Annotated in this window: 15 protein-coding genes and 1 pseudogene; 10 read left to right on the plus strand and 6 right to left on the minus strand. The window is 20.0% G+C overall.

Going from position 1 to position 23,830, the window contains the following annotated elements:
- Positions 1–77: 77 nt before the first annotated feature.
- The gene (metK, locus tag GJT92_RS00660) at positions 78–1,232 is read left to right on the plus strand and encodes a methionine adenosyltransferase (protein WP_168919586.1); all 1,155 of its coding nucleotides are present in this window, start codon (positions 78–80) and stop codon (positions 1,230–1,232) included.
- A gap of 52 nt (positions 1,233–1,284) precedes the next feature.
- On the opposite strand, the gene gyrA is transcribed toward metK, so the two are convergent.
- The 3 genes and pseudogenes from gyrA to GJT92_RS00675 all read right to left on the minus strand — a co-directional run bounded on the left by gyrA (position 1,285) and on the right by GJT92_RS00675 (position 7,112).
- Positions 1,285–3,819 (minus strand): DNA gyrase subunit A, encoded by a 2,535-nt coding sequence (gene gyrA / locus GJT92_RS00665; protein ID WP_168919587.1) that lies wholly within the window; start codon positions 3,817–3,819, stop codon positions 1,285–1,287.
- A 113-nt stretch (positions 3,820–3,932) separates the two neighbouring features.
- A pseudogene (gene mutS, locus GJT92_RS00670) lies at positions 3,933–6,311 on the minus strand (DNA mismatch repair protein MutS); the annotation flags it as partial.
- 75 nt (positions 6,312–6,386) lie between these two features.
- The gene (locus GJT92_RS00675) at positions 6,387–7,112 is read right to left on the minus strand and encodes a Bax inhibitor-1/YccA family protein (RefSeq protein ID WP_168919589.1); all 726 of its coding nucleotides are present in this window, start codon (positions 7,110–7,112) and stop codon (positions 6,387–6,389) included.
- Between the two features lie 162 nt (positions 7,113–7,274).
- Here GJT92_RS00675 and rsmH point away from each other — a divergent pair, with 162 nt between their 5' ends.
- The 8 genes from rsmH (at position 7,275) to GJT92_RS00715 (ending at position 17,128) form a co-directional block, all read left to right on the plus strand.
- Positions 7,275–8,204, plus strand: coding sequence for a 16S rRNA (cytosine(1402)-N(4))-methyltransferase RsmH (gene rsmH / locus GJT92_RS00680; protein ID WP_168919590.1), 930 nt, complete (start codon positions 7,275–7,277; stop codon positions 8,202–8,204).
- Positions 8,185–9,774, plus strand: coding sequence for a UDP-N-acetylmuramoyl-L-alanyl-D-glutamate--2,6-diaminopimelate ligase (murE, locus tag GJT92_RS00685; protein WP_168919591.1), 1,590 nt, complete (start codon positions 8,185–8,187; stop codon positions 9,772–9,774). The genes rsmH and murE overlap by 20 nt, the downstream gene beginning before the upstream one ends.
- A gap of 8 nt (positions 9,775–9,782) precedes the next feature.
- A complete protein-coding gene (locus tag GJT92_RS00690) occupies positions 9,783–11,159 on the plus strand; it encodes a UDP-N-acetylmuramoyl-tripeptide--D-alanyl-D-alanine ligase (RefSeq protein WP_168919592.1) in 1,377 nt (458 codons plus the stop codon).
- Entirely contained in the window at positions 11,153–12,238 is a 1,086-nt protein-coding gene (mraY, locus tag GJT92_RS00695) for a phospho-N-acetylmuramoyl-pentapeptide-transferase (protein WP_168919593.1), read from the plus strand. The genes GJT92_RS00690 and mraY overlap by 7 nt, the downstream gene beginning before the upstream one ends.
- 19 nt (positions 12,239–12,257) lie before the next feature.
- On the plus strand, positions 12,258–13,571 hold the full coding sequence (gene murD, locus GJT92_RS00700) for a UDP-N-acetylmuramoyl-L-alanine--D-glutamate ligase (RefSeq protein ID WP_168919594.1): 1,314 nt from the start codon (positions 12,258–12,260) through the stop codon (positions 13,569–13,571).
- A 74-nt stretch (positions 13,572–13,645) separates the two neighbouring features.
- Positions 13,646–14,704 carry an undecaprenyldiphospho-muramoylpentapeptide beta-N-acetylglucosaminyltransferase gene (murG, locus tag GJT92_RS00705; RefSeq protein WP_168919595.1) on the plus strand — a complete coding sequence of 353 codons (1,059 nt, stop codon included), beginning with the start codon at positions 13,646–13,648 and terminating at the stop codon, positions 14,702–14,704.
- A gap of 18 nt (positions 14,705–14,722) precedes the next feature.
- Positions 14,723–16,195, plus strand: coding sequence for a UDP-N-acetylmuramate--L-alanine ligase (gene murC / locus GJT92_RS00710; RefSeq protein ID WP_168919596.1), 1,473 nt, complete (start codon positions 14,723–14,725; stop codon positions 16,193–16,195).
- 15 nt (positions 16,196–16,210) lie between these two features.
- A complete protein-coding gene (locus tag GJT92_RS00715) occupies positions 16,211–17,128 on the plus strand; it encodes a D-alanine--D-alanine ligase (RefSeq protein WP_168919597.1) in 918 nt (305 codons plus the stop codon).
- Positions 17,129–17,191: 63 nt separating this feature from the next.
- Here GJT92_RS00715 and GJT92_RS00720 read toward each other — a convergent pair whose 3' ends face one another.
- Positions 17,192–17,677 carry a hypothetical protein gene (locus GJT92_RS00720; RefSeq protein ID WP_168919598.1) on the minus strand — a complete coding sequence of 162 codons (486 nt, stop codon included), beginning with the start codon at positions 17,675–17,677 and terminating at the stop codon, positions 17,192–17,194.
- A gap of 112 nt (positions 17,678–17,789) precedes the next feature.
- Here GJT92_RS00720 and secA point away from each other — a divergent pair, with 112 nt between their 5' ends.
- Complete coding sequence (secA, locus tag GJT92_RS00725) at positions 17,790–20,522, plus strand: preprotein translocase subunit SecA (RefSeq protein WP_168919599.1); 2,733 nt, start codon at positions 17,790–17,792, stop codon at positions 20,520–20,522.
- 58 nt (positions 20,523–20,580) lie between these two features.
- On the opposite strand, the gene dnaJ is transcribed toward secA, so the two are convergent.
- Together dnaJ and dnaK are read right to left on the minus strand one after the other, a co-directional pair.
- Entirely contained in the window at positions 20,581–21,690 is a 1,110-nt protein-coding gene (gene dnaJ, locus GJT92_RS00730; protein ID WP_168919600.1) for a molecular chaperone DnaJ, read from the minus strand.
- Between the two features lie 118 nt (positions 21,691–21,808).
- On the minus strand, positions 21,809–23,722 hold the full coding sequence (gene dnaK / locus GJT92_RS00735; RefSeq protein ID WP_168919601.1) for a molecular chaperone DnaK: 1,914 nt from the start codon (positions 23,720–23,722) through the stop codon (positions 21,809–21,811).
- Positions 23,723–23,830: the final 108 nt, after the last annotated feature.

Consider the following 23,830-nt stretch of genomic DNA (forward strand, 5'->3'; position numbering starts at 1 on the left):
TATATATTTTTATTAAAAAATATATATACTGATAATATATAGTATTTTTTTATAGTAATTATATAATGAAGGTATTAATGACAGAATATTTATTTACTTCAGAATCTGTATCAGAAGGACATCCAGATAAAATAGCAGATCAAATTTCTGATGCTATATTAGATAATATAATAAAACAAGATATAACTTCACGTGTAGCATGTGAAACATATATTAAAAATAATATGGTATTAATTGGTGGCGAAATAACTACCAAAGCTAAAATAAATATAGAAATTATTACCAGAAATACTATAAAAGAAATTGGATATACTAATCCTAAAAAAGGTTTTGATGCAAATACATGTACAATATTAAATATTATAAGTAAACAATCAAAAGATATAAAAAAAGGAATAACTAATTTAAATAAATATAATCAAGGAGCAGGAGATCAAGGTTTTGTATTTGGTTATGCAACAAATGAAACAGATGTATTAATGCCAGCTCCTATTACATATGCTCATAAATTAGTATATCAACAGGCAAAAATTAGAAAAAAAAAAATTATATCATGGTTAGAACCAGATGCAAAAAGTCAAATTACTTTTAAATATAAAAATAATAAAATTATTTATATAGATTCTGTAGTTTTATCTACTCAGCTTTCAAAAGAAATACCATATAAAAAATTACAAGAAGCTATTATGGAAGAAATTATTAAACCAGTATTACCTAAAAAATGGATTAATAAGAAAACTAAATTTTTTATTAATCCATCTGGACGTTTTATTATTGGAGGACCTATAAGTGATTGTGGTTTAACAGGAAGAAAAATTATTGTAGATACTTATGGTGGTATGGCTAGACACGGAGGTGGAGCTTTTTCAGGTAAAGATCCATCTAAGGTAGATAGATCTGCTGCATATGCAGCTCGTTATATAGCAAAAAATATAGTTGCTTCATCTTTAGCATCACGTTGTGAAATACAAATTGCATATATTATAGGAATTTCTAAGCCAGTTTCAATAATGGTAAATACATTTGGTACAGGTCAAGTATCTAATACTAAATTAGTTTCTTTTATTAAAGAAATATTTGATTTAAGACCATTTAATTTAATAAAAATGTTAGATCTTTTAAAACCTATATATAAAAAAACTGCTTCTTATGGTCATTTTGGAAGAAATATTTTTTCATGGGAACAACTTAATAAAGTAGATGAATTTAAAAATATCTCAGGTATTAAATAATAAATGATTTTAAAAAATATATTTTTGTATATTAACTTTTATAAAAGTACTCTTAAATTTTTTGTAATCCAACAACTTTTTCATTAGATTTTGTATTTATTATAATCACACCTTTAGTATTACGTCCAATAACACAAATTTCAGACATGTTAATACGAATTAATGTTCCCATATTTGTGATTACAATAATTTGATCATTTTTTGTTACTTTTAATGATCCTATAATTTTCCCATTTTTTGAATTAATTTTCATCGAAATAATTCCTTTTGTAGCCCTTGATTTTATTGGGAATGATTTATTATTAGTACATTTACCATATCCATTTTCTGTAAGAGTAAAAATATTATTTTCAAATTTATTTTCAATTATTATTAATGAAACAACACTATCTTTTTTTTCATTAGATATTTTAATTCCTTTTACACCTATTGTATTTCTTCCCATAGATCTAACTTGAGATTCATTAAATTTTACTACTTTACCTAAAGTAGAAAATAACATAATTTTATCATTTTTATTAATTAAAGATACTCCTATTAAACTATCATTTTTTTTTAGTTTTATTGCAATAATTCCATTACGTCTTGGATTACTAAATTTGGTTAAATTAGTTTTTTTTACATTTCCTTGTAAAGTAACCATAAATAAATTTGTATTTTTTGCATAAATATTAACTATAAGAAAATTAGTAATAATTTCATTATTTTTTAAAGGTATAATATTTACAATAGGTCTTCCTTTCGCATATCTGCTTGCTTCTGGAATATTATATACTTTTAACCAATATAGACGTCCTTTATTAGAAAAACATAAAATATTATCACGAGTATGTGCTACTAAAATTTTAGAAATAAAATCATTTTCTTTTAATTTAATAGCTAATTTACCTTTTCCTCCTCTATGTTGTATATTATATTCAGTAATTTTTTGATATTTTATATATCCTTGATAAGATAATGTAATAATTACTTTTTCATCATTAATTAAATCTTTTGTTCTAATTATAGAATTATTATTTAAAATAATTTTTGTTTTTCTTTTATCTCCAAATTCTTTTTTTATTAAAATTAATTCATTATATATTACTTCCATTAAATATTTATAATTATTAATTATCTTAATTAATTTTGAGATTTTCTTTATTAGATATTGATATTCTATGTATAATTTTTTATATTCTAAATTAGTTAATTTATTTAATTTAAGTTCTAAAATAGCTTTAATTTGTTTATAACTAAAATTATAATTATCATTAAATTTTATTAAATTGGAATTTATTAAATTAATATTTAATATTTTCTTTTTTTCTAAATTAAATGTTTGTAATTTATTTGAAATCTTCCAAGATTTTGAATATATTTTATTTTTTATATTTTCTGTAATTTTAGAAGAACGTATAATTTTAATGATTTTTTCTATATTTAATAATGCAACTATTAAACCTTCTAATATATGCGCTTTATTACGAGCTTTTTTAATTTCATAAAAAGTTCTTTTTGTAACAATTTCACGACGATGTGAAATAAATGCTTTAATGATATTTTTTAAAGACATTACGGTAGGTTCTCCTTTATATAAGGAGACCATTTTTATGCTAAAAGAAATTTGTAATGATGTTAATGAATATAAATTATTTAAAATAACATTTGTTGATATATCTTTTTTTATTTGAATTATAATTCTTATTCCATCTTTATCTGATTCATCTCTTAAAGTTTTAATTCCTTTAATTTTTTTTTCTTTTACTAAATTAGCTATTTTTGCTATTAATTTAGCTTTATTTACTTGATAAGGAAGTTCATAAATTATAATTGTTTTATAATTATTTTTTTTATTTTTAATAATTTTATTTCTTCCACGAATAAAAATTTTTCCTTTTCCTGTCTCATATGCATTTTCAATACCATCAATACCATATATAATTCCAGCTGTAGGAAAATCTGGACCAGGAATATAATTCATTAATTCTTTTACAGTAATAGTATTATTTTTAATATATGCTAAACAAGCATTAATTACTTCAGTAATATTATGAGGAGGAATATTTGTCGTCATACCAACCGCTATACCGGAAGAACCATTAATTAATAAATTAGGTATTTTTGTAGGCATTATTTCAGGAATTTTTTCTGTACCATCATAATTAGGTAAAAAATTAACTGTATTTTTTTCTAAATCATTAATAATTTCTTGAGCTATCTTCGTCATTTTAATTTCAGTATAACGCATAGCTGCAGCTGAATCTCCATCAATAGAACCAAAATTTCCTTGTCCTTTTATTAAGGTATATCTTAATGAAAATGATTGAGCTAATCTAACAATTGTATCATAAACTGCATTATCTCCATGAGGATGATATTTTCCTATAACATCACCTACTATTCTTGCTGATTTTTTATAAGATTTATTCCATGTATTTCCTAAAATATACATAGCGTATAATATACGTCTATGTACTGGTTTTAATCCATCTCTTACATCTGGTAATGCTCTTCCTACAATAACAGACATTGCATAATCTAAATAAGAATTTTTTAATTCTTCTTCAATATTAATTGATTTTATTTCTTTAACAAAAGAATTCATGTAAATGAATATCCTTTAAAATTGAATATATAAGTTATGTACTTATTATTTTATATATTATTAATATATTTATTTATTTTTTAAATTTTAAAAAAAATTTAGAAAATATTATAATTTTCTAATTGTTTAATTTTTTTTTTTGCTTGATTAATAACTTCTTCAGGAATTCCTGCTAAAGATGCCACAAATAAACCATAATTTTTATTAATTGATCCATTTTTTATTTTATGTAAAAAAACAATAGAATTATTTAATTCTATTGCATCAAAATATATATTTTTTATACATTTTATTTTTTTTGCTAAATAAGTTAATTCAATATAATTAGTTGCAAATAAAGTAAGTGATTTAATTTTTTTTGCAATATTTTCAGCGCAAGCCCATGCAATTGATAATCCATCACATGTAGAAGTTCCTCTACCTATTTCGTCCATTAATACTAAACTTTTAGTAGTCGCATTTCTCAAAATATTCGCTGTTTCTATCATTTCTATCATAAAAGTAGATAATCCAGAAGAAATATCATCCGTTGATCCAATTCTAGTAAATATTCGATCTATTGGACCTATAATAGCTTGATCGGCAGGAACATAACTACCTATATAAGTCATAATAATAATTAATGCAACTTGACGCATATAAGTACTTTTGCCTCCCATATTAGGACCTGTTATTATTAACATATTATTATTAATAGTTAATAATACATCATTTGATATGAATGATGATTTTATAATATTTTCAACAATAGGATGACGTGAATTAGTTAAAGATATTCCTATTTCATTACTAATAACTGGGCAAGTATAATTTAAAGTTAAAGATCTTTCCGCTAAATTACATAATACATCTAATTCTGATAAAAATAATGATATTTTTTGTAATTTTTTTAAATAAGGATTAATGTATTCAAATAATTCATAATATAAAAACTTTTCTAAATTTAATAATTTCTCTTTAGAATATATAATATTTTTTTGATATTTTTTTAATTCTGGAATAATATATCTATTAAAATTTTTTAAAGTTTGAATTTGGATATATTTTCCTGGTAAATTTATATTACAATTTTTACTAATTTGTATATAATATCCATGAATTGTATTAAATCCTATTTTTAATTTTTCTATTTTTAATGAATCACGTTCTTTTTTTTCTAAATAAAATAAATATTTTACTGAATTTTTTGAAAATTTTCTTAATTTATCTAATGATAAATTATATCCAGAAGCAATAACATTTCCTTCTCTTAAAAATAAAGAAGGCTTTTTTTTTATTGCTTTTTTTAATAAATTTTTTAATTCAATAAATAACCCTAAATTTAAAATTTTAAATTTAATTTCACAATCTTTAATTTTTTTTAAAATTTTATGAAAATCAGGTAAATAACTTAAAGTTTGTCTTAATGATACTAAATCATTTGGTTTGGCTGTACGTAATGCTAATCTAGCAATAATTCTTTCTATATCACTTACTTTTAATAACATTTTTTTAAATTTTAAAAAATATTTTTTTAATATAGAGATATTTTTTTGTCTATCTAAAATAATATTTTTATTACGTATAGGATTATTTAGCCATCTTTTTAATAACCGACTACCCATTGTCGTGGTAGTATTATCTAATACTTTAATTAAAGTATTATTTTTATTTCCTGAAATACTATAAATAATTTCTAAATTTTTACGAGTATTCTCATCCATAATAATTTCATCATCATGATTTTCTAATAAAATATTATTAATATGAGGTAAACATACTTTTTGTGTATCTTTTACATATTGTATTAAACAACCTGCAGCTCTAATAGCCATAAATGATTTTTCAATACCAAAACTTTTTAAATTTTTTGTACCAAATTGCATATTTAATTGTTGTAAAGCTGTATCAATGTCAAATTCCCATAATGGTCTTCGTCTAATACAATTTCTTTTTTCTATTAATTGTATATCCTGAAAATTTTCAGGATATAATAATTCGGTAGGATTAGTTCTTTGTAATTCTCCAGCAATTATATTATAATCTTTATTTTCCATAATTTTAAAATCACCAGAACTAATATTTAATGTAGCATAACCAAAACCAAATTTTCTATCTTGATAGATGGCTGCTAATAAATTATCAAAATAATTGTTTAATAAAACATCATCACTAATTGTTCCTGGAGTAATAATACGTACAATTTCCCTTTTTAAAATTTTTTTTTTATTTAACGTATTTTTATTTTTTATTTGTTCACAAATAGCTACTGATTCTCCTAACTTTACTAATTTTAATAAATAATTTTGCACACTATTAACGGGAATTCCAGCCATAGGAATAGGTTTCCCGTTTAATTTACCTCTTCTTGTTAAAACAATATTTAATAATTTTGATGCTTTTTGTGCATCATCATAGAACATCTCATAAAAATCTCCTAATCTATAAAATAATAAAATATTAGGATATTGTTTTTTTAATTGAAAATATTGTTCCATCATTGATGTAGACATATTTTTGTTATTTTATTTTAAAATATATGTTTTACTAAAATTTTAATTTATACAATTTTTATTTTTATAAAAATATTATTTTTCATCATCATTATTACTAATAATACGTAATATTACAAAAAATAAATTAATAAAATCTAAATATAACATAAGAGCTCCTATAATAGCATATCTTCTTAAATTATCTTTATCATTTACATTTATACTAATTTTTTTTGCAATATGTTTTAATTTTTGAGTATCATAAGCTACAAGTAATGTAAATAAAATTACACTAATATAATTTATTACAGATGCAAATAAACTATTTTGTAACCATAAATTTATAAATAATGCTATAACTACACCAAAAATACCCATTGTAACAATATTACCTAAATTACTTAAATTTCTTTTTGTAAAATATCCCCAAATACACATAGATAAAAAAGTAAATGATGTAGTAATAAATGCTGTAAAAATAGTATTTTGATTATATATAGAAAAAATTCCTGCTGTTGTTAAACCCGTTAAAGAAGAATAAAACATAAATAATGTAGTTAATGTTTTTCCAGATAATTTATTTAAAAGATTTGAAATTATAAAAACTAGCATAAATTGTAAAAAACATAAACTAAATAAAATAAATTTATTATTTAATAAATAGTTTACTACTTGAATTGTATTAGCTACATACCAAGAAACAAAAGCCGTTAATAATAAACCACAAGACATCCATCCATATACTTGTCTAATATATTTTTGTATATGATATTTTTCTTTTTTTAATGCTGTACTTTTAAAATTTGGATATTCTATCATAGAATTACACCTTTTTAAAAATTTAGCCAAATTTTTAAATTAATATTTATATTGTATAATAATACTATTAATTATTTCAAATAAAAATAAATAAAATAATATTTTTATTATATTATATATAATATATAAAATATACATTAATATAAAATATACATTAATATAATGAATCATATACCAGTTTTATTAAAAGAATCTATTAATAGTTTAAATATTAAAGATGATGGAATATATATAGATGCAACTTATGGTTGTGGAGGACATACTAAATTAATTTTATCTAAATTAGGTATTAATGGACGTATATATGCTGTTGACTGTGATATAACAACAATATTAAAACATAAAATTTTAGATAAAAGAATTATTTATATTCATAATAATTTTTCTAATTTAAAATTTATTTTAAATAATAAAATAGGGAAAATAGATGGTATTTTATTTGATTTAGGAATATCTTCATTTCAATTAGATAATCCTAAACGAGGTTTTTCTTATATATTTAACGGTCCATTAGATATGCGTATAAATCAAAACCAAAATATTAATGCTTATAAATTATTACAAGATATTAATGAAAAAAAATTATCTGAAATATTAAAAATATATGGTGAAGAAAAATTTCATAAAAGAATAGCATATAATATAAAAAAATACTTATTAAGTAATAAATTAAATAATACAAAAGATTTATCATATTCAATATGTTCTGCTTTTAATAAAAAAAATAAATTTAAACACCCAGCTAAAAGATCTTTTCAAGCTATAAGAATTTTTTTAAATAAAGAAATAGAAGAACTTAAAAAAGTTTTAAATATTTCATTAGATTTATTAAAAAAAAATGGAATAATATCTATTATTAGTTTTCATTCATTAGAAGATAGAATTATTAAAAATTTTATGAAAAAAAATAGTTCTTATAATAAAGATATTATTAGAAAAATTCCATTAACTGAAAATGAAATAAATAATTTATATTTTAAAAATAATAATTTAAAATTAAAAATTATTGATAGAATATTTCCTAGTAAAAATGAAATTTTAACAAATTTAAGATCAAGAAGTGCAATATTGCGTGTCGCAAAAAGAATATAAAAATAATTTTTTTTATTTTTTTATAAAATTTAAAAATTTTTTTTTATCATATACAAAGGTATTAAAATTGGTTAATCATGCATTAAGTTTACAAAAATTATTAAATAATTATATAAATAATGATTTAATAAAAAATATTTTAATAAATAAAATTATTTTAGATAGTCGTAAAATTAAAGGAAAAAATTGTCTTTTTATAGCTGTAAAAGGACATAAAAAAGATGGTAAAAATTTTATAGAACATGCTATTACAAAAGGAGCTGCTGCAATATTAACATATCCAGATAATATTGTATCTTATCGTAAAATTTTTTTTAAAAAAAATATTCCTATAATTTATTTACCTAATTTACATAAATATATTTCATATTTTGCTGGAATATTATATGGGAATCCAAGTGAAAAAATTCCAGTTATAGGAATAACTGGAACTAATGGTAAAACAAGTGTAACAAATTTTTTAATGCAATGGTTATATTTTTTAAAAAAAAAACCAGCTATATTAAGTACCATAGGGAATGGTTTTTATAAAAAATTAATTAAAACTAATAATACAACTGATTCTGCTGTGAAAATACAATCTTCATTAAAAAATTTTATAGATAAAAAAGCTGATATTGTTATTATGGAAGTTTCTGCTCATGGAATAACTCAATTTAGAGTAGCAAATATAATATTTTATATTGGAATTTTTACAAATTTAAGTAGAGACCATTTAGATTATTATTATAACATGAAAAATTATGAATTATCTAAATGGAATTTTTTTTCTAAATATAAAATTAAAAAAAAAATTATAAATATTGATGATAATATAGGATATAAATGGTTTAAAAAATTACCTAATACTATAGCTATTACTACAAAAAAAAGAGTTATAAATAAATCAAATTTATTTTTTAATGCAAAAAAAATAATTTTTTTCGAAAAAAAAACAATTATTTTATTTAAATCTAGTTGGGGTAATGGAAAAATAAAAATAAATCTTATAGGTCATTTTAATGTTTTAAATATTATCTTAACCATAACAGCATTATTAAGTTTAAATTATCCTTTAAAAGAATTATTAAAAACAGCATCAAAAATATATCCAGTTGAAGGACGTATGCAAGAAGTATGTTTTAAAAAAAAATCTATTCCTAAAATAATTATCGACTATGCTCATACTCCTGATTCATTAAAAAATGTATTATTAACCATAAAATTATTTTGTAAAAGAAAAATATGGTGTGTTTTTGGATGTGGAGGAGAAAGAGATATTGGAAAACGTTCTATGATGGGAAATATAGCAACAAAATTTGCTAATTATGTAATTTTAACAAATGATAATCCTAGAACAGAAAATGCATTAAATATTATTAATGATATTAAAAAAGGATGTAAAACATTAAAAAATGTTTATTCTATTTTAGATAGAACTAAAGCAATTAGTTATGCAATATTTAATTCTCATAAAAAAGATACTATTTTAATTACAGGTAAAGGACATGAAAATTATCAAATTATTGGGAATAAAACTTTAAATTATTCAGATTATAATACTATTCAAAAAATACTAAAAAAATATTAAAATATAAAATGACAGAATTAATTAGTTTAAAATTAATATCAAAAATAGTAAATGGAATTTTAATAGGTAATAATATTAAAATAATAAATTTTTCAATAAATAGTAAAATTATAAAAAATAATTGTATGTTTATTGCAATTTATGGTAAAAAATTTGATGGACATAATTTTATTAAAAATGCCATTCATAATGGAGCATTAGCTTTATTAGTAAATAAATATATATATACTAATATTCCTCAAATAATTGTATCAGATACTATTTTAGGATTAGGAAAATTAGGTTTATGGAAAAGAATGAAATTTAATAATAAAATAATAGGGATTACTGGTTCATCAGGTAAAACATCAGTTAAAGAAATGACAGCATCTATTTTAAAAATAAAAAATAAAATTATTTATACTCAAGGAAATATGAATAACAATATAGGTGTTCCTTTAACTTTATTAAAGTTAAAAAATAAATATAAATATGCAATAATTGAAATAGGTGGTAGTCAAAATAACGATATTAAATATAATAGTAATTTAGTTAAACCCAATATAGCATTAATTAATAATATATCAGTTTCTCATTTAGCAGGTTTTAATTCATTAAAAAATATTATTAAAAATAAAATTACAATTTTTAATTTTTTATCATTAAAAGGTACTATAATTATTAATTATGATGATTTTAATCAAAAAAAAATTTTAAAAAAAATGTTATTAAATAATAACAAAAATATTTTTACTTTTTCTATAAAAAATAAAAATGCTGATTTTTTTACCGAAAATATAAAAATATTACAAAATAAAATTTATTTTAAATTAAAAACTCCTATTGGAAAAATATCAATTCAATTATTTCTAATAGGTGGTAGTATTCATAATATTAGTAATGCATTAGCATCTGCTGCATTATCGTTTTCATTAGGAATTTCATTAGATGAAATAGCTAAAGGTTTACAAAATTTTAAATCTATTCCTGGAAGATTATACCCAATTATTATTGGTGATAATAAATTAATTATAGATGATACATATAATGCTAATCCTAATTCTGTTTTTGTAGCTATTAATGTACTTCAAAATATGCCTAATAAAAAAATTTTAGTTATTGGAGATATGTTAGAATTAGGACCATATACTTTATTTTATCATTATCAAATTAGGAATTTAATTCTAAAATCTAATATAGATTATATATTTAGTATTGGTAAATATAGTAAATATATTACTGAAAATAATATAAAAGCAATTCATTTTGTAAAAAAAAAAAAATTAATAGATAAATTAATTTTAATGACAAAAAAATTAAAAAATTATGTTATTTTATTTAAAGGATCACGTAATAATAATATGGAAATATTAATTAATGTTCTATTGGAAAAATTAAAATGTTAATAATAATATTTAAATATTTAAAATTATATTATTTAAAATATTTAAGTTGTTTTTTAATAAGTTTAAAATTTCGTTCTATAATGACATTATTAACATCATTTTTTATAACTTTTTATTTAAGTCCATTTTTTATTTATTTTTTTAATAAAAATAAAATTTCTCAAATTATTAGAAATGATGGTCCTATAACTCATTTTAAAAAAAATAATACTCCTACAATGGGAGGAATAATTTTATTATTATCCATTTTTTTTTCTGTATTTTTTTGGTCTAATTTATCAAACAAATATATATTTTATATAATAATTAGTACAATGTTATATTCTATTGTAGGATTTATAGATGATTATTATAAAATAATTTTTAATAATTCAAAGGGTTTATCTTTACATAAAAAAATTTTTTTTCAATCACTCATTACTATTATAATTATATTTATTTTTTATAATAAAACTGAAAAATTTTATATTCAACAGTTAATTATACCTTTTTTTAATAAAATAATTAAAATTAATTTAAATAATATTATATATTTTGTTATTATTTATTTTATAATTATAGGAATAAGTAATTCTGTAAATTTAACTGATGGATTAGATGGATTAGTAATTATGCCTATAATTTTTATTTCCTTAGGATTAGCTATCCTAAGTTATTTTGTGGGAGATTTATATTTTTCTAAATATTTTAATATTTTTTACATAAAAAGTGCAAAAGAATTAATTATTATATGTTTTTCCATTATTGGATCAGGATTAGGATTTTTATGGTTTAATACATATCCAGCTAAAATTTTTATGGGAGATATAGGATCTTTATCTCTAGGATTTATTATATCTATAATTTCTATTATAATTAAACAAGAATTTTTATTTCTTATAATGTGTGGTATTTTTATATTAGAATCTATTTCCGTAATAATTCAAGTTATAAAGTTTAAATATAATAAAAAAAGATTTTTTTTAATGGCTCCTTTACATCATCATTATGAATTAAAAGGATTAAAAGAACCTTGTATTATTGTTAGATTTTGGATTATATCACTAATATTAGTTTTAATTTCTTTAACTATAATTTAATATTAATAAATATTGTACAATGAATAAAAAAATAGTTATTATTGGGTTAGGTTTAACAGGAATTTCTTGCGTAAATTTTTTTTTAAAAAAAGGATTAATACCATTTATTATAGATGAAAATTATAATTTAAAACTTATAAAAAAAATACCATCATATATACCCTGCCATTTAGGTTCTTTAAAAAAAAATTGGATATTAAATGCTGATTTAATTATTTTAAGTCCTGGTATTTCAATATTTCACCCTTTATTATTAAAAGCAAAAAAAAAAGGTATTGAAATAATAGGAGATATAGAATTATTTTCTCGCTATAATAAGACTCCTGTAATAGCTATTACAGGTACTAATGGAAAAAGTACTGTTGTTAATATGATTAGTCAAATTATGAAAAAAAATAATTTTAATATTGGTATTGGAGGAAATATAGGATATCCTGTTTTAGATTTATTATCTTATAAAAGAGATTTTTATATTTTAGAAATATCTAGTTTCCAATTAGAAACAATAAAAAAATTTAAAATATATATAGCTTTAATTATAAATATTTCACAAGATCATATGGATAGATACCCTTTAGGAATTAAACAATATTGTAATTATAAATTACGTATTTATAAAAATGCTTCTTTTTGCATATATAATGCAGATAATAAATTATGTTATCCTAAATTTTTTTATAAAAAAAAAAAATATATAACTTTTGGTAAATTTAATGGTAAATATAAATTATCTTTTTATAATAAAAATATATATCTAGAAGTAAATAATAAAAAAATTTTAAATTTTAATAATACAAAATTAACTGGAATACATAATTATTTAAATTTTTTAGCTGTTTTAGCTATTACAGATATATTAAAAATTCCTAAAAAAATATCTTTACAAGAAATAAATAATTATAAAAATATGGATCATATTTTACAAATTATACATAAAGAAAATGGAATTACTTGGATTAATGATTCTAAATCTACTAATAGTAATAGTACTATAGCTGCTTTAAAATATTTATATAAAAAAAAACCAATTTGGTTATTGTTAGGAGGATATGACAAAAATTGTGAATTACATTCATTAATAAAATACTTAAAAAATAAAAATAACATTTATATTTATTGCTTTGGAATATCTAGTAAAAAAATAGTATCTTTATATAATAAATCAATAAAGGTGAAAACAATGTTTGAAGCTCTAAAAAAAATAATAACATTAGTAAAATATGGAGATACAGTATTATTATCTCCTGCTTGTTCTAGCATTGATCAATTTAAAAATTTTAAACATCGTGGTAATGAATTTATAAAATTAGTTAAAAAATTACATAAAAAATAATATTTATATTAATATTATATTATTTAATATGTTTTATTTTATTTTATTTTAAATAAATATTTATAAAATATCAAATGAAAAAAAAAATTATTATAGTTGCTGGAGGAACAGGAGGTCATATTAATCCTGCTTTAAATATAGCATATAAGTTAATTAAAAAAGGTTGGAAAGTTCGCTGGTTAGGTGCGTCATCAAGAATGGAATCTAAAATTATTCCTAAAAAAAAAATTTATATTTATTTAATTAAATTTTTTAGATTTAAAAATAAAAATATTTTTTCAATAATTAAAACTATAATTAAATTATTTATATCTACCTATAAATCAATTATTATATATAAAAAATATAAACCAAATTTAATATTAACTATGGGTAATTATATTTCTGGTCCTAGCGGATTAGCAGCGTGGTTATGTCGAATTCCTTTAATAATACATGAACAAAATAATATTCCTGGAATAACTAATAAAATTTTATCTAAAATAGCAACTGTTACAATGCAAGCATATCCTAATACATTTAAAAATGGAATATTAGTAGGTAATCCAATTAGTAAAAAAATTATTCAATTATCTTTATACAAGAGATTTATTTTAAAAATTCATAAACCAATTCATTTATTAATCACTGGTGGAAGTCAAGGATCAAATATAATAAATAAAATAGGTATAAAATTATCTAAAATTTTAAAAAATAAAATATTAATTTTTCATCAAGTAGGTAAAGGAAATTTTAAAAAAATTTTTAATAAATATAAAAAAAATAGAAATAATAATTTTATAATAAAAGAGTATATAAAAAATATACATAAAGCATATAAATGGGCTGATATGATTATATGTAGATCTGGTGCTATGACTGTTAGTGAAATTACTGCAATAGGATTACCAGCTATTTTTATACCTTTTGCACATAGAGATAAACAACAATATTTTAATGCTATAAATTTAGAAAAAATAGGAGCAGCTAAAATTTATGAACAACATAATTTAAATATTAATAATATTGTAGATACTATATTATCTTTGAATAAAAAAAAAATAATGAATATGGCTCAAAAATCTTATAATTTATCAATAATTAATTCTACAGAATTAATTTATCAAGAATTAAATAATATAAAAATTAACTAGTCTAATATTTTAAAAAATATGAAATTTAATAAATATAATAAAAAATTATTATATCAAATACCTAAAATGACAAATATTAATCATATATATTTTATTGGCATTGGTGGTTCTGGTATGTGTGGAATTGCTAAAATATTAGCACAACAAGGATATAAAATTAGTGGTTCAGATTTATTTTCTAATTCTATTATACAAAATTTAATTTTATTAAATATAAAAATATATTTAAATCATAATAAAAATCATATTACAAATAATATAGATCTTATTGTAATATCTCATGCTATTAAAAAAAATAATCCAGAATTAATTGCTGCAAAAAAATTAAATATTACTATAATTAATAGAGTAGAAATGTTAGCAGAATTAATGAGATTTTCTTATGGAATTACTGTTACAGGAACACATGGTAAAACAACAACAACTGCAATAATATATGAAATATATAAATTAGCTGGTTTAGATCCAACATTTATAAATGGAGGAATTTTAAAATCTTCTAAAGAATTTTCTTACTTAGGTTTAAGTAAATATTTTATTACTGAGATAGATGAAAGTAATAAATCTTTTTTATACTTAAGACCAATTATTAATATTGTTACTAATATTGAAAATGAACATTTAGAATGTTATAAAAATAGTCTTAAAATTTTAAAAAAAACATTTTTAAAATTTTTAAAAAATATTCCATTTTATGGATGTATAATTATTTGTATAGATAATAAAAATAATTTTAATTTAATAAAGAAAAATAAACATTTTTTAAAATCAAAAATTATTACATATGGATTTCATAAAGATGCTGATATTAAATTATCTAATTTTACTCAAGATATTTATGGAAGTAAATTTCATTTATTAGAAAAAAAAACAAAATTAAATTTAAAAGTAAATTTAAATATTATGGGTTATCATAATGCATTAAATGCAACAGCGGCTTTTGCAGCATCTTCTTATATTGGATTAAAATATTCAATTATTTTAAAAGCTTTAAAGAAATTTAAAGGTATTAAAAGAAGATTTGATATTTTAGGTACTATATATCACGAAAAAATAAATATAAAAAAAAACACGATAATTATCGATGACTATGGACATCATCCAACTGAAATAAATGTTACTATAAAAACAATACGTAATATTTGGCCAAACAGAAATTTAATAATGGTTTTTCAACCTCACCGTTTTTCAAGAACTTTAAATCTTTTTAATGAATTTATAAAAATTTTATCTAAGGTAGATATATTATTTTTATTAGAAATTTATTCTGCAGGAGAAAATTATAATAAAAATATTAGTAGTAAAAATTTATGTAAAAAAATAAAAAAATTAGGAATAATTTCTCCTTTTTTAATTCAATCGAATAATTATAATACTATTACAAGTAGTATAATTAAAAAATTAAAAGGGAACGAAATATTAATTTTTCAAGGAGCTGGAAATATTAATAATATATCATCTTTTTTTATAAAAAATAAACTAAAAAATTAAATAAATAATAAAATTATGTCAGAAAAAATAGCTGTTTTATTTGGAGGAAATTCACAAGAAAGGGAAATTTCGTTAAAATCAGGTAAAGCTATTTTAAATGCTTTATTAAAATTAGGTATAAATGCAATTGGTATCGATCCAATAAATTTTCCATTATTATATCTCAAAAAATATGGATTTACTAAAATTTTTATATCTATACATGGAAAAGGTGGAGAAGATGGTACTTTACAAGGAGTTCTGGAATATTTAAATATTCCTTATACTGGAAGTGGGGTATTATCTTCAGCGATAACTATGAATAAATTTATTACAAAAAATATATGGAAATCACATGGATTACCAGTATATCCTCATTTTTTACTAACAAAAAGAGAATTTATTAAATCAAATTATTTAAAAATAAAAAAGAAAATTTTAAAATTAACTTTACCTGTTTTTATAAAACCAAACTGTAGTGGATCTAGTTTGGGAATTTTTAAAGTTAATCATATAGATAATATTTTTAATGTAATAGAAAAATCATTTGTATATAGTAATGATATTTTAATTGAAAAATATATAAAAGGAATAGAATATACAATAGGAATTTTAAATAAAACAATTCTACCACCTATTAGAATAGAATATGTAAATTCTTTTTATAATTATCAATCAAAATATTATTTAAATAATACAAAATATTTTTGTCCTAGTGGATTAAGTCAAAAAAAAGAAAAAGAATTATCAAATATAGTATTACATGCATGGAATGCAGTAAAATGTACTGGATGGGGTAGAATTGATGTTATTTTAGATAATTATAATAATTTTCAATTATTAGAAATAAATACTGTTCCTGGAATGACATCACATAGTTTATACCCAATAGCTGCTAAAAAAGCAGGATTATCTTTTTATGATTTAATTATTAAAATTTTAAATTTAACTTAATAAAAAACTAATTAAATTTTATAAAATAAAATATTTTAAAATTTAATTTTAAAATATTTTAACCTAAATATCATTTTTTGCTAATTTAATAAATTTTTTTATTATAAAACGTAATTTTATTGAACTTTTTTTTGATAAATTTGCTAATAATTTAGCACTATATTTACTTAAAATATTTTTTTTTAAATTATATTTATGCTTATAGTTATTAACTAATGTTGTTTTAAAAAAAATAGGATTTATTTTAAAATCAATCTTTTTAAGAGAAGGAATAATATTTTTTTTTAAAAAAAATACAAGATTATCCCTTTCAGATAAAAATTTAATAATATAATTAGAATTACATAGTTCTAAAATTAGAATATTATTTTTAAAATTTTTAATATTATAATAATTATATAATTTAATGGGTAAATATTTTTTGATAAATTTATTAATTTTTATTAAAATATTTGTATGTATATATATTTTATATAATATTTTTTCATGAGATGAGTAATATTTTTTTTGGAAAATTTTATTAATTAATAATAATTTATTATTACGCATAAAATTTATTCCTTAAATTTTAAAAATAAACATTTATTATCTTTAATTAAATTAATTATTTAATAACATTTATTATATCACAATTATATCTTATAAAGAAAAGAGTATTTATATGTTAAAAAAAATTTTTACTAAAATTTTTGGTAGTAATAATGACCGTATTTTAAAACGTATTCAAAAAACAGTTAATATTATAAATAATATGGAAAAACAATTTGAAAAATTAACTAATTCTGATTTACAAAATAAAACTTTATATTTAAAAAAAAAATTACAGAATAATTCTTCTTTAGAAGATATCTTACCAGAAGCTTTTGCAACAGTTAGAGAAACTAGTAAAAGAATATTTAATATGCGTCATTTTGATGTTCAATTAATAGGAGGAATTGTATTAAATAATAATTGTGTAGCGGAAATGAGAACTGGAGAAGGTAAAACATTGACATCTACATTACCGGCTTATCTTAATGCTCTTGATGGTAAAGGTGTTCATATAGTTACTGTTAATGATTATTTAGCACAAAGAGATGCTAAAAATAATAAAATATTATTTGAATTTTTAGGTTTAAGTGTTGGTATTAATATATCTAATATGTCATTAGATGAAAAAAAAATTGCTTATAAAGCAGATATTACATATGGAACTAATAATGAATATGGATTTGATTTTTTAAGAGATAATATGGTTTTAAATTTTGATGATAAAGTACAACGTACTTTAAATTATGCCATTATAGATGAAGTTGATTCAATACTTATTGATGAAGCTCGTACACCTTTAATTATTTCAGGAACAACAGAAGATAGTTCGGAACTATATATTCAAATAAATAATATTATACCTAAATTAATATATCAATCAGAAGAAGATTCTGAATCTTATAAAGGAAAAGGACATTTTTTTATAGATGAAAAATCACGTCAAGCATATTTAACAGAAAGAGGTTTAATTTATTTAGAAAAAATATTAATAAAAAAAAATATTATAAATAAAGGAGAATCTTTATATTCTAATTCTAATATTATTATTTTACATCATGTTATTTCTGCATTAAGAGCACATAAACTTTTTAAAAAAAATGTAGATTATATATTAAAAAATAATAAAATTATAATAGTAGATGAGCATACTGGAAGATTAATGAAAGGAAGAAGATGGTCTGAAGGTTTACATCAAGCAATAGAAGCAAAAGAAAATGTAAAAATTAATAATGAAAATCAAACTTTAGCTTCTATTACATTTCAAAATTATTTTAGATTATATAAAAAATTATCGGGTATGACTGGTACTGCTAGTACAGAATCTTTTGAATTTAAAGAAATTTATAAATTAGATACAATAGTAATTCCAACTAATAAACCTATGATTAGAAAAGATTTACCAGATTTAATTTATTTAACTAAAAAAGAAAAAATAAGAGCAATAATTAAAGATATAAAAGATAAAAATTTAAAAGGACAACCTGTATTAGTAGGTACTATTTCTATAAAAAAATCAGAATTAATTTCTCAAGAATTAAAAAATATAGGTATAAAACATAATGTTTTAAATGCCAAATTTCATGCTAGAGAAGCGGAAATTATATCAAAAGCAGGGAAAAAAAATTCAGTAACAATTGCAACTAATATGGCAGGTAGAGGAACAGATATTGTTTTAGGTGGTAATTTATTATTAAATAAAACTAAATGTAAAGTAGAAACAATAAAAAAATTACAATTAGAGTGGGAAAAAAAACATAATGAAATAATTAAATTAGGAGGATTATATGTTATAGGAACTGAAAGACATGAATCAAGAAGAATTGATAACCAATTAAGAGGACGTTCTGGTAGACAAGGAGATATAGGATCTTCAAGATTTTATTTATCAATGGAAGATTCTTTAATGCGTATTTTTGCATCTAAAAATATATCTAATTTAATGAATAAATTAGGTATGAAAAAAGATGATTATATTGAACATCCTTGGATAACAAAATCAATTTTAACTGCACAAAAAAAAGTAGAAAATTATAATTTTGAAATAAGAAAACAATTACTTGAATATGATGATGTAATAAACGATCAACGTTTAACTATATATTTACAAAGAAATATATTATTAAAATCATCAAATATCAATCAAATAATTAAAAATTTTAGAATTGATTTTATATCAAAAATTTTAAATAATTATATAAAATCTGATAATTTTATAAAAGAAAAATGGGATTTAAAAAAGTTAGAAATTTATTTTATAAATTTATTTAATTATAAATTACCAATTAAAAATTGGATAAATTTATATAAAAAAAATGATGAAAAAATATTTAATAAAGAAATTTTTTGTAAAAAAATAATTAATTTTATGGAATTAAAGTACTTTAAAAAAGTAAATGTAATAGAGAAAAAATATATAGATAATTTTGAAAAAAATATTACATTACAAATTTTAGATAATTTATGGAAAGAACATCTTTCAGCTATAGAATATTTAAAACAAGGTATACATTTAAGAGGATATGCACAAAAAGATCCTAAACAAGAATATAAAAATGAATCTTTTCATATGTTTAGTTTAATGTTAGATTCTTTAAAAGAAAAAGTAATTATTACTTTAAATAAAGCAGAAATTAATACAATTAAAAATACTAATATAATTAATTTATTAAAAGAAATTAAAAAAAATAATAAAAATAATAATGATTTAAAAATTATAAAAAAAATACCTAATTTTTCTATAAATAGAACAAATAAATATTTAAATAATATTAATATTTTTAAAAAAAAAATAGGTAGAAATGAAAAATGTCCTTGTTTTTCAGGAAAAAAATATAAATTTTGTCATGGTTTGATTTTAAAATAAAAATAATAATAGAGGGTATAAAAAATAAATTTATTTTTTATACCCTCTATTATTATTTTTATTTTATTTTATAAAAAAAATTTTTAATATTATCTAAAAATTTTTTTAATTTAGGATAATTTCTATAATCAGAAAACTCATTAAAACTTTCTTTTAATTCATATAAAATTTTTTTTTGTTTATTATTTAAATTAATTGGAACTTCTACTTTTATTTTACAAAATAAATCACCTGAATTATTATTCTTAATAGATTTAATTCCTTTATTACGTATTCTTAAAACTTTACCCGTTTGAGTACCTTGAGGAATTTTTAATTTTACATAACCATTTAATATAGGAATGTCTATATTTCCACCTAGAGTAGCTGTAATAAAATTAATAGGCAATTCACAATATAAATTATTTTCTTTTCTAATAAAAAGATTATGTTTTTTTATTTTTACTTCTATATATAAATCTCCAGACGAAAATTTATTATAACCTAATTCACCTTCACCACTTAATCTAATTTGATCTCCTGAATTAATTCCACTAGGAATTTTTACTGATAAAGTTTTATAAACTTCTAATTTTTTCTTACCTTTACAATAAAAACAAGGATTTTTTATAAAATTTCCTTGACCATGACACTTAGGACAAGTTTGTTGTACCGTAAAAAATCCTTGACTCATATGAATCTGTCCTAAACCATGACATGTATAACATTTTTGTAAATTACCTTGAGATCCTGTTCCATTACAATAACTACAATTTTTTAAAATAGGAATTTTTATTTCTTTAATAGAACCTTTTACTGCATCTTCTAAAGAAAGTTCAATTATATATTTTAAATCAGATCCTCTTTGAGATTTTTGTTTATTTCTTGAATTTCCAAAAATATCGCCAAAAACGTCCCCAAAAATATCACTAAAATCAGTTGTTGTACTGTTTATATTTTCATGTTCAAAAGCAGAATGACCATATTCATCATATGTAGCTCTTTTTTTAGAATCACTTAAAATTTCATAAGCTTGTTTAATTTCTTTAAACTTATCTTCAGAATTTTTATTTCCGGGATTACGATCTGGATGAAACTTCATAGCCAAACGTTTATATGCTCTTTTAATTTCACGTTCTTCAGCATTTTTGGTAACACCTAAAATATCATAATAATCTTTTTTTGCCATAATAAATTACTGTCCTAATCTAATCCCATAATCACTTAATACCGATTATTATTTTAAATATAAACGGTATTAACGTATTTTAATAATTTTATAAAAAAAAAATTAAATATAAAAATAATTATTTTTTTTTCTCTTTAATTTCTTCAAATTCAGCATCCACAACTTCATTATCTTGATTATCATTTTTCACATTACTATTTTTTTTTTGTGTATTATTTTTATCTTTATTTAAAGTCATGATGTTACTAGATAATTCAATTAATTTTTGTATTTTTTCTTGTATATCTTTTTTATTTTCTTTTTTAAGAGATTTATTTAATTCATTAATTGCATTATTAATTGATAATTTATCTTTTGGTTTAATTTGATTATCAACTTCTTTTATTTTTTTTTCTGTATTATGTATTAATTGATCTCCTTCATTACGTATTTTAACTAATTCTTCAAAAAGACGATCAGATTCACTATTTGCTTCTGCATCTTTTATCATATTTTCTACTTCTTGTTTATTTAAACCTGATGATGCTTGTATAGTAATTTTTTGTTCTTTACCACTTTTTTTATCTTTCGCAGAAACATGTAAAATTCCATCCGCATCTATATCAAATGTAACTTCTATCTGAGGAATTCCTCTAGGAGCAGGACTAATACCATCTAAATTAAATTGACCTAAAGATTTATTATCATTTGCTCTTTTACGTTCTCCTTGCAAAATATGAATAGTTACAGAAGATTGATTATCTTCAGCTGTTGAAAATATTTGACTATGTTTAGTAGGAATAGTAGTATTTTTATTAATTAATGGAGTCATTATTCCACCAATAGTTTCAATTCCCAAAGATAATGGAGTAACATCTAATAATAATACATCTTTTACATCTCCAGCTAATACTCCTCCTTGTACCGCTGCTCCTATTGCTACAGCTTCATCAGGATTAACATCTTTTCTTGGATCTTTACCAAAAAATGATGTTACTTTATTTTGAACCATAGGCATACGAGTTTGTCCACCTACTAAAATAACATCATTAATATTTGAAATAGTTAAATTAGCATCTTTTAAAGCTATCTTTAATGGTTTAATTGATTTATCTATTAAATCTTCCACTAAAGACTCTAATTTTGCCCTTGTTAATTTAATATTTAAATGTTTTGGACCTGAAGCATCAGCTGTAATATATGGTAAATTAACATCAGTTTGTTGTGTTGAAGATAATTCAATTTTTGCTTTTTCTGCAGATTCTTTTAATCTTTGCATTGCTAATGGATCATTTTTTAAATCTATTCCCTGATCTTTTTTAAATTCTGTTACTAAATAATTAATTATACGACTATCAAAATCTTCTCCTCCTAAATGAGTATCTCCATTAGTTGATAAAACTTCAAATGTTTTTTCTCCATCAACATTATCTATTTCAATAATAGAAATATCAAATGTACCTCCACCTAAATCATATACAGCTATAGTACGATTACCCTGTTGTTTATCTAAACCATATGCTAATGCAGCAGCTGTAGGTTCATTAATAATTCTTTTTACTTCTAAACCTGCTATACGACCAGCATCTTTTGTTGCTTGACGTTGAGCATCATTAAAATATGCAGGTACTGTAATAACAGCTGCATTTACTTTTACTCCTAAAAAATCTTCAGCTGTTTTTTTCATTTTTTTTAAAACTTCAGCTGAAATTTGTGGTGGAGCCATTTTTTTCCCTTTAATATCTATCCAAGCATCACCATTATTTGCTCTTACAATTTTATAAGGCATTATTTTTATATCGCGTTGTACTTCTTCATCATCAAAACGTCTTCCTATTAATCTTTTAATTGCAAAAAGAGTATTTTTAGGATTAGTAATAGCTTGTCTTTTTGCTGGTTGTCCTACTAAAATTTCACCATCTTGGGTATATGCAATAATAGAAGGAGTTGTTCTATCTCCTTCAGCGTTTTCTAAAACACGAGCTTTAATTCCATCTATAATTGCTACACAGGAATTAGTTGTTCCTAAATCAATACCAATTATTTTACTCATTTAAATAACTCCTATAAATTTATAATTATTTTTATAATAAAAATTTTTATATATAAATAATTATAATATATTTAATTTTTATATATTCTAAAACATAATCCTTGATGA

Source organism: Enterobacteriaceae endosymbiont of Donacia clavipes (genome assembly GCF_012570365.1).
In the GTDB taxonomy this organism is placed as follows: Bacteria; Pseudomonadota; Gammaproteobacteria; order Enterobacterales; family Enterobacteriaceae.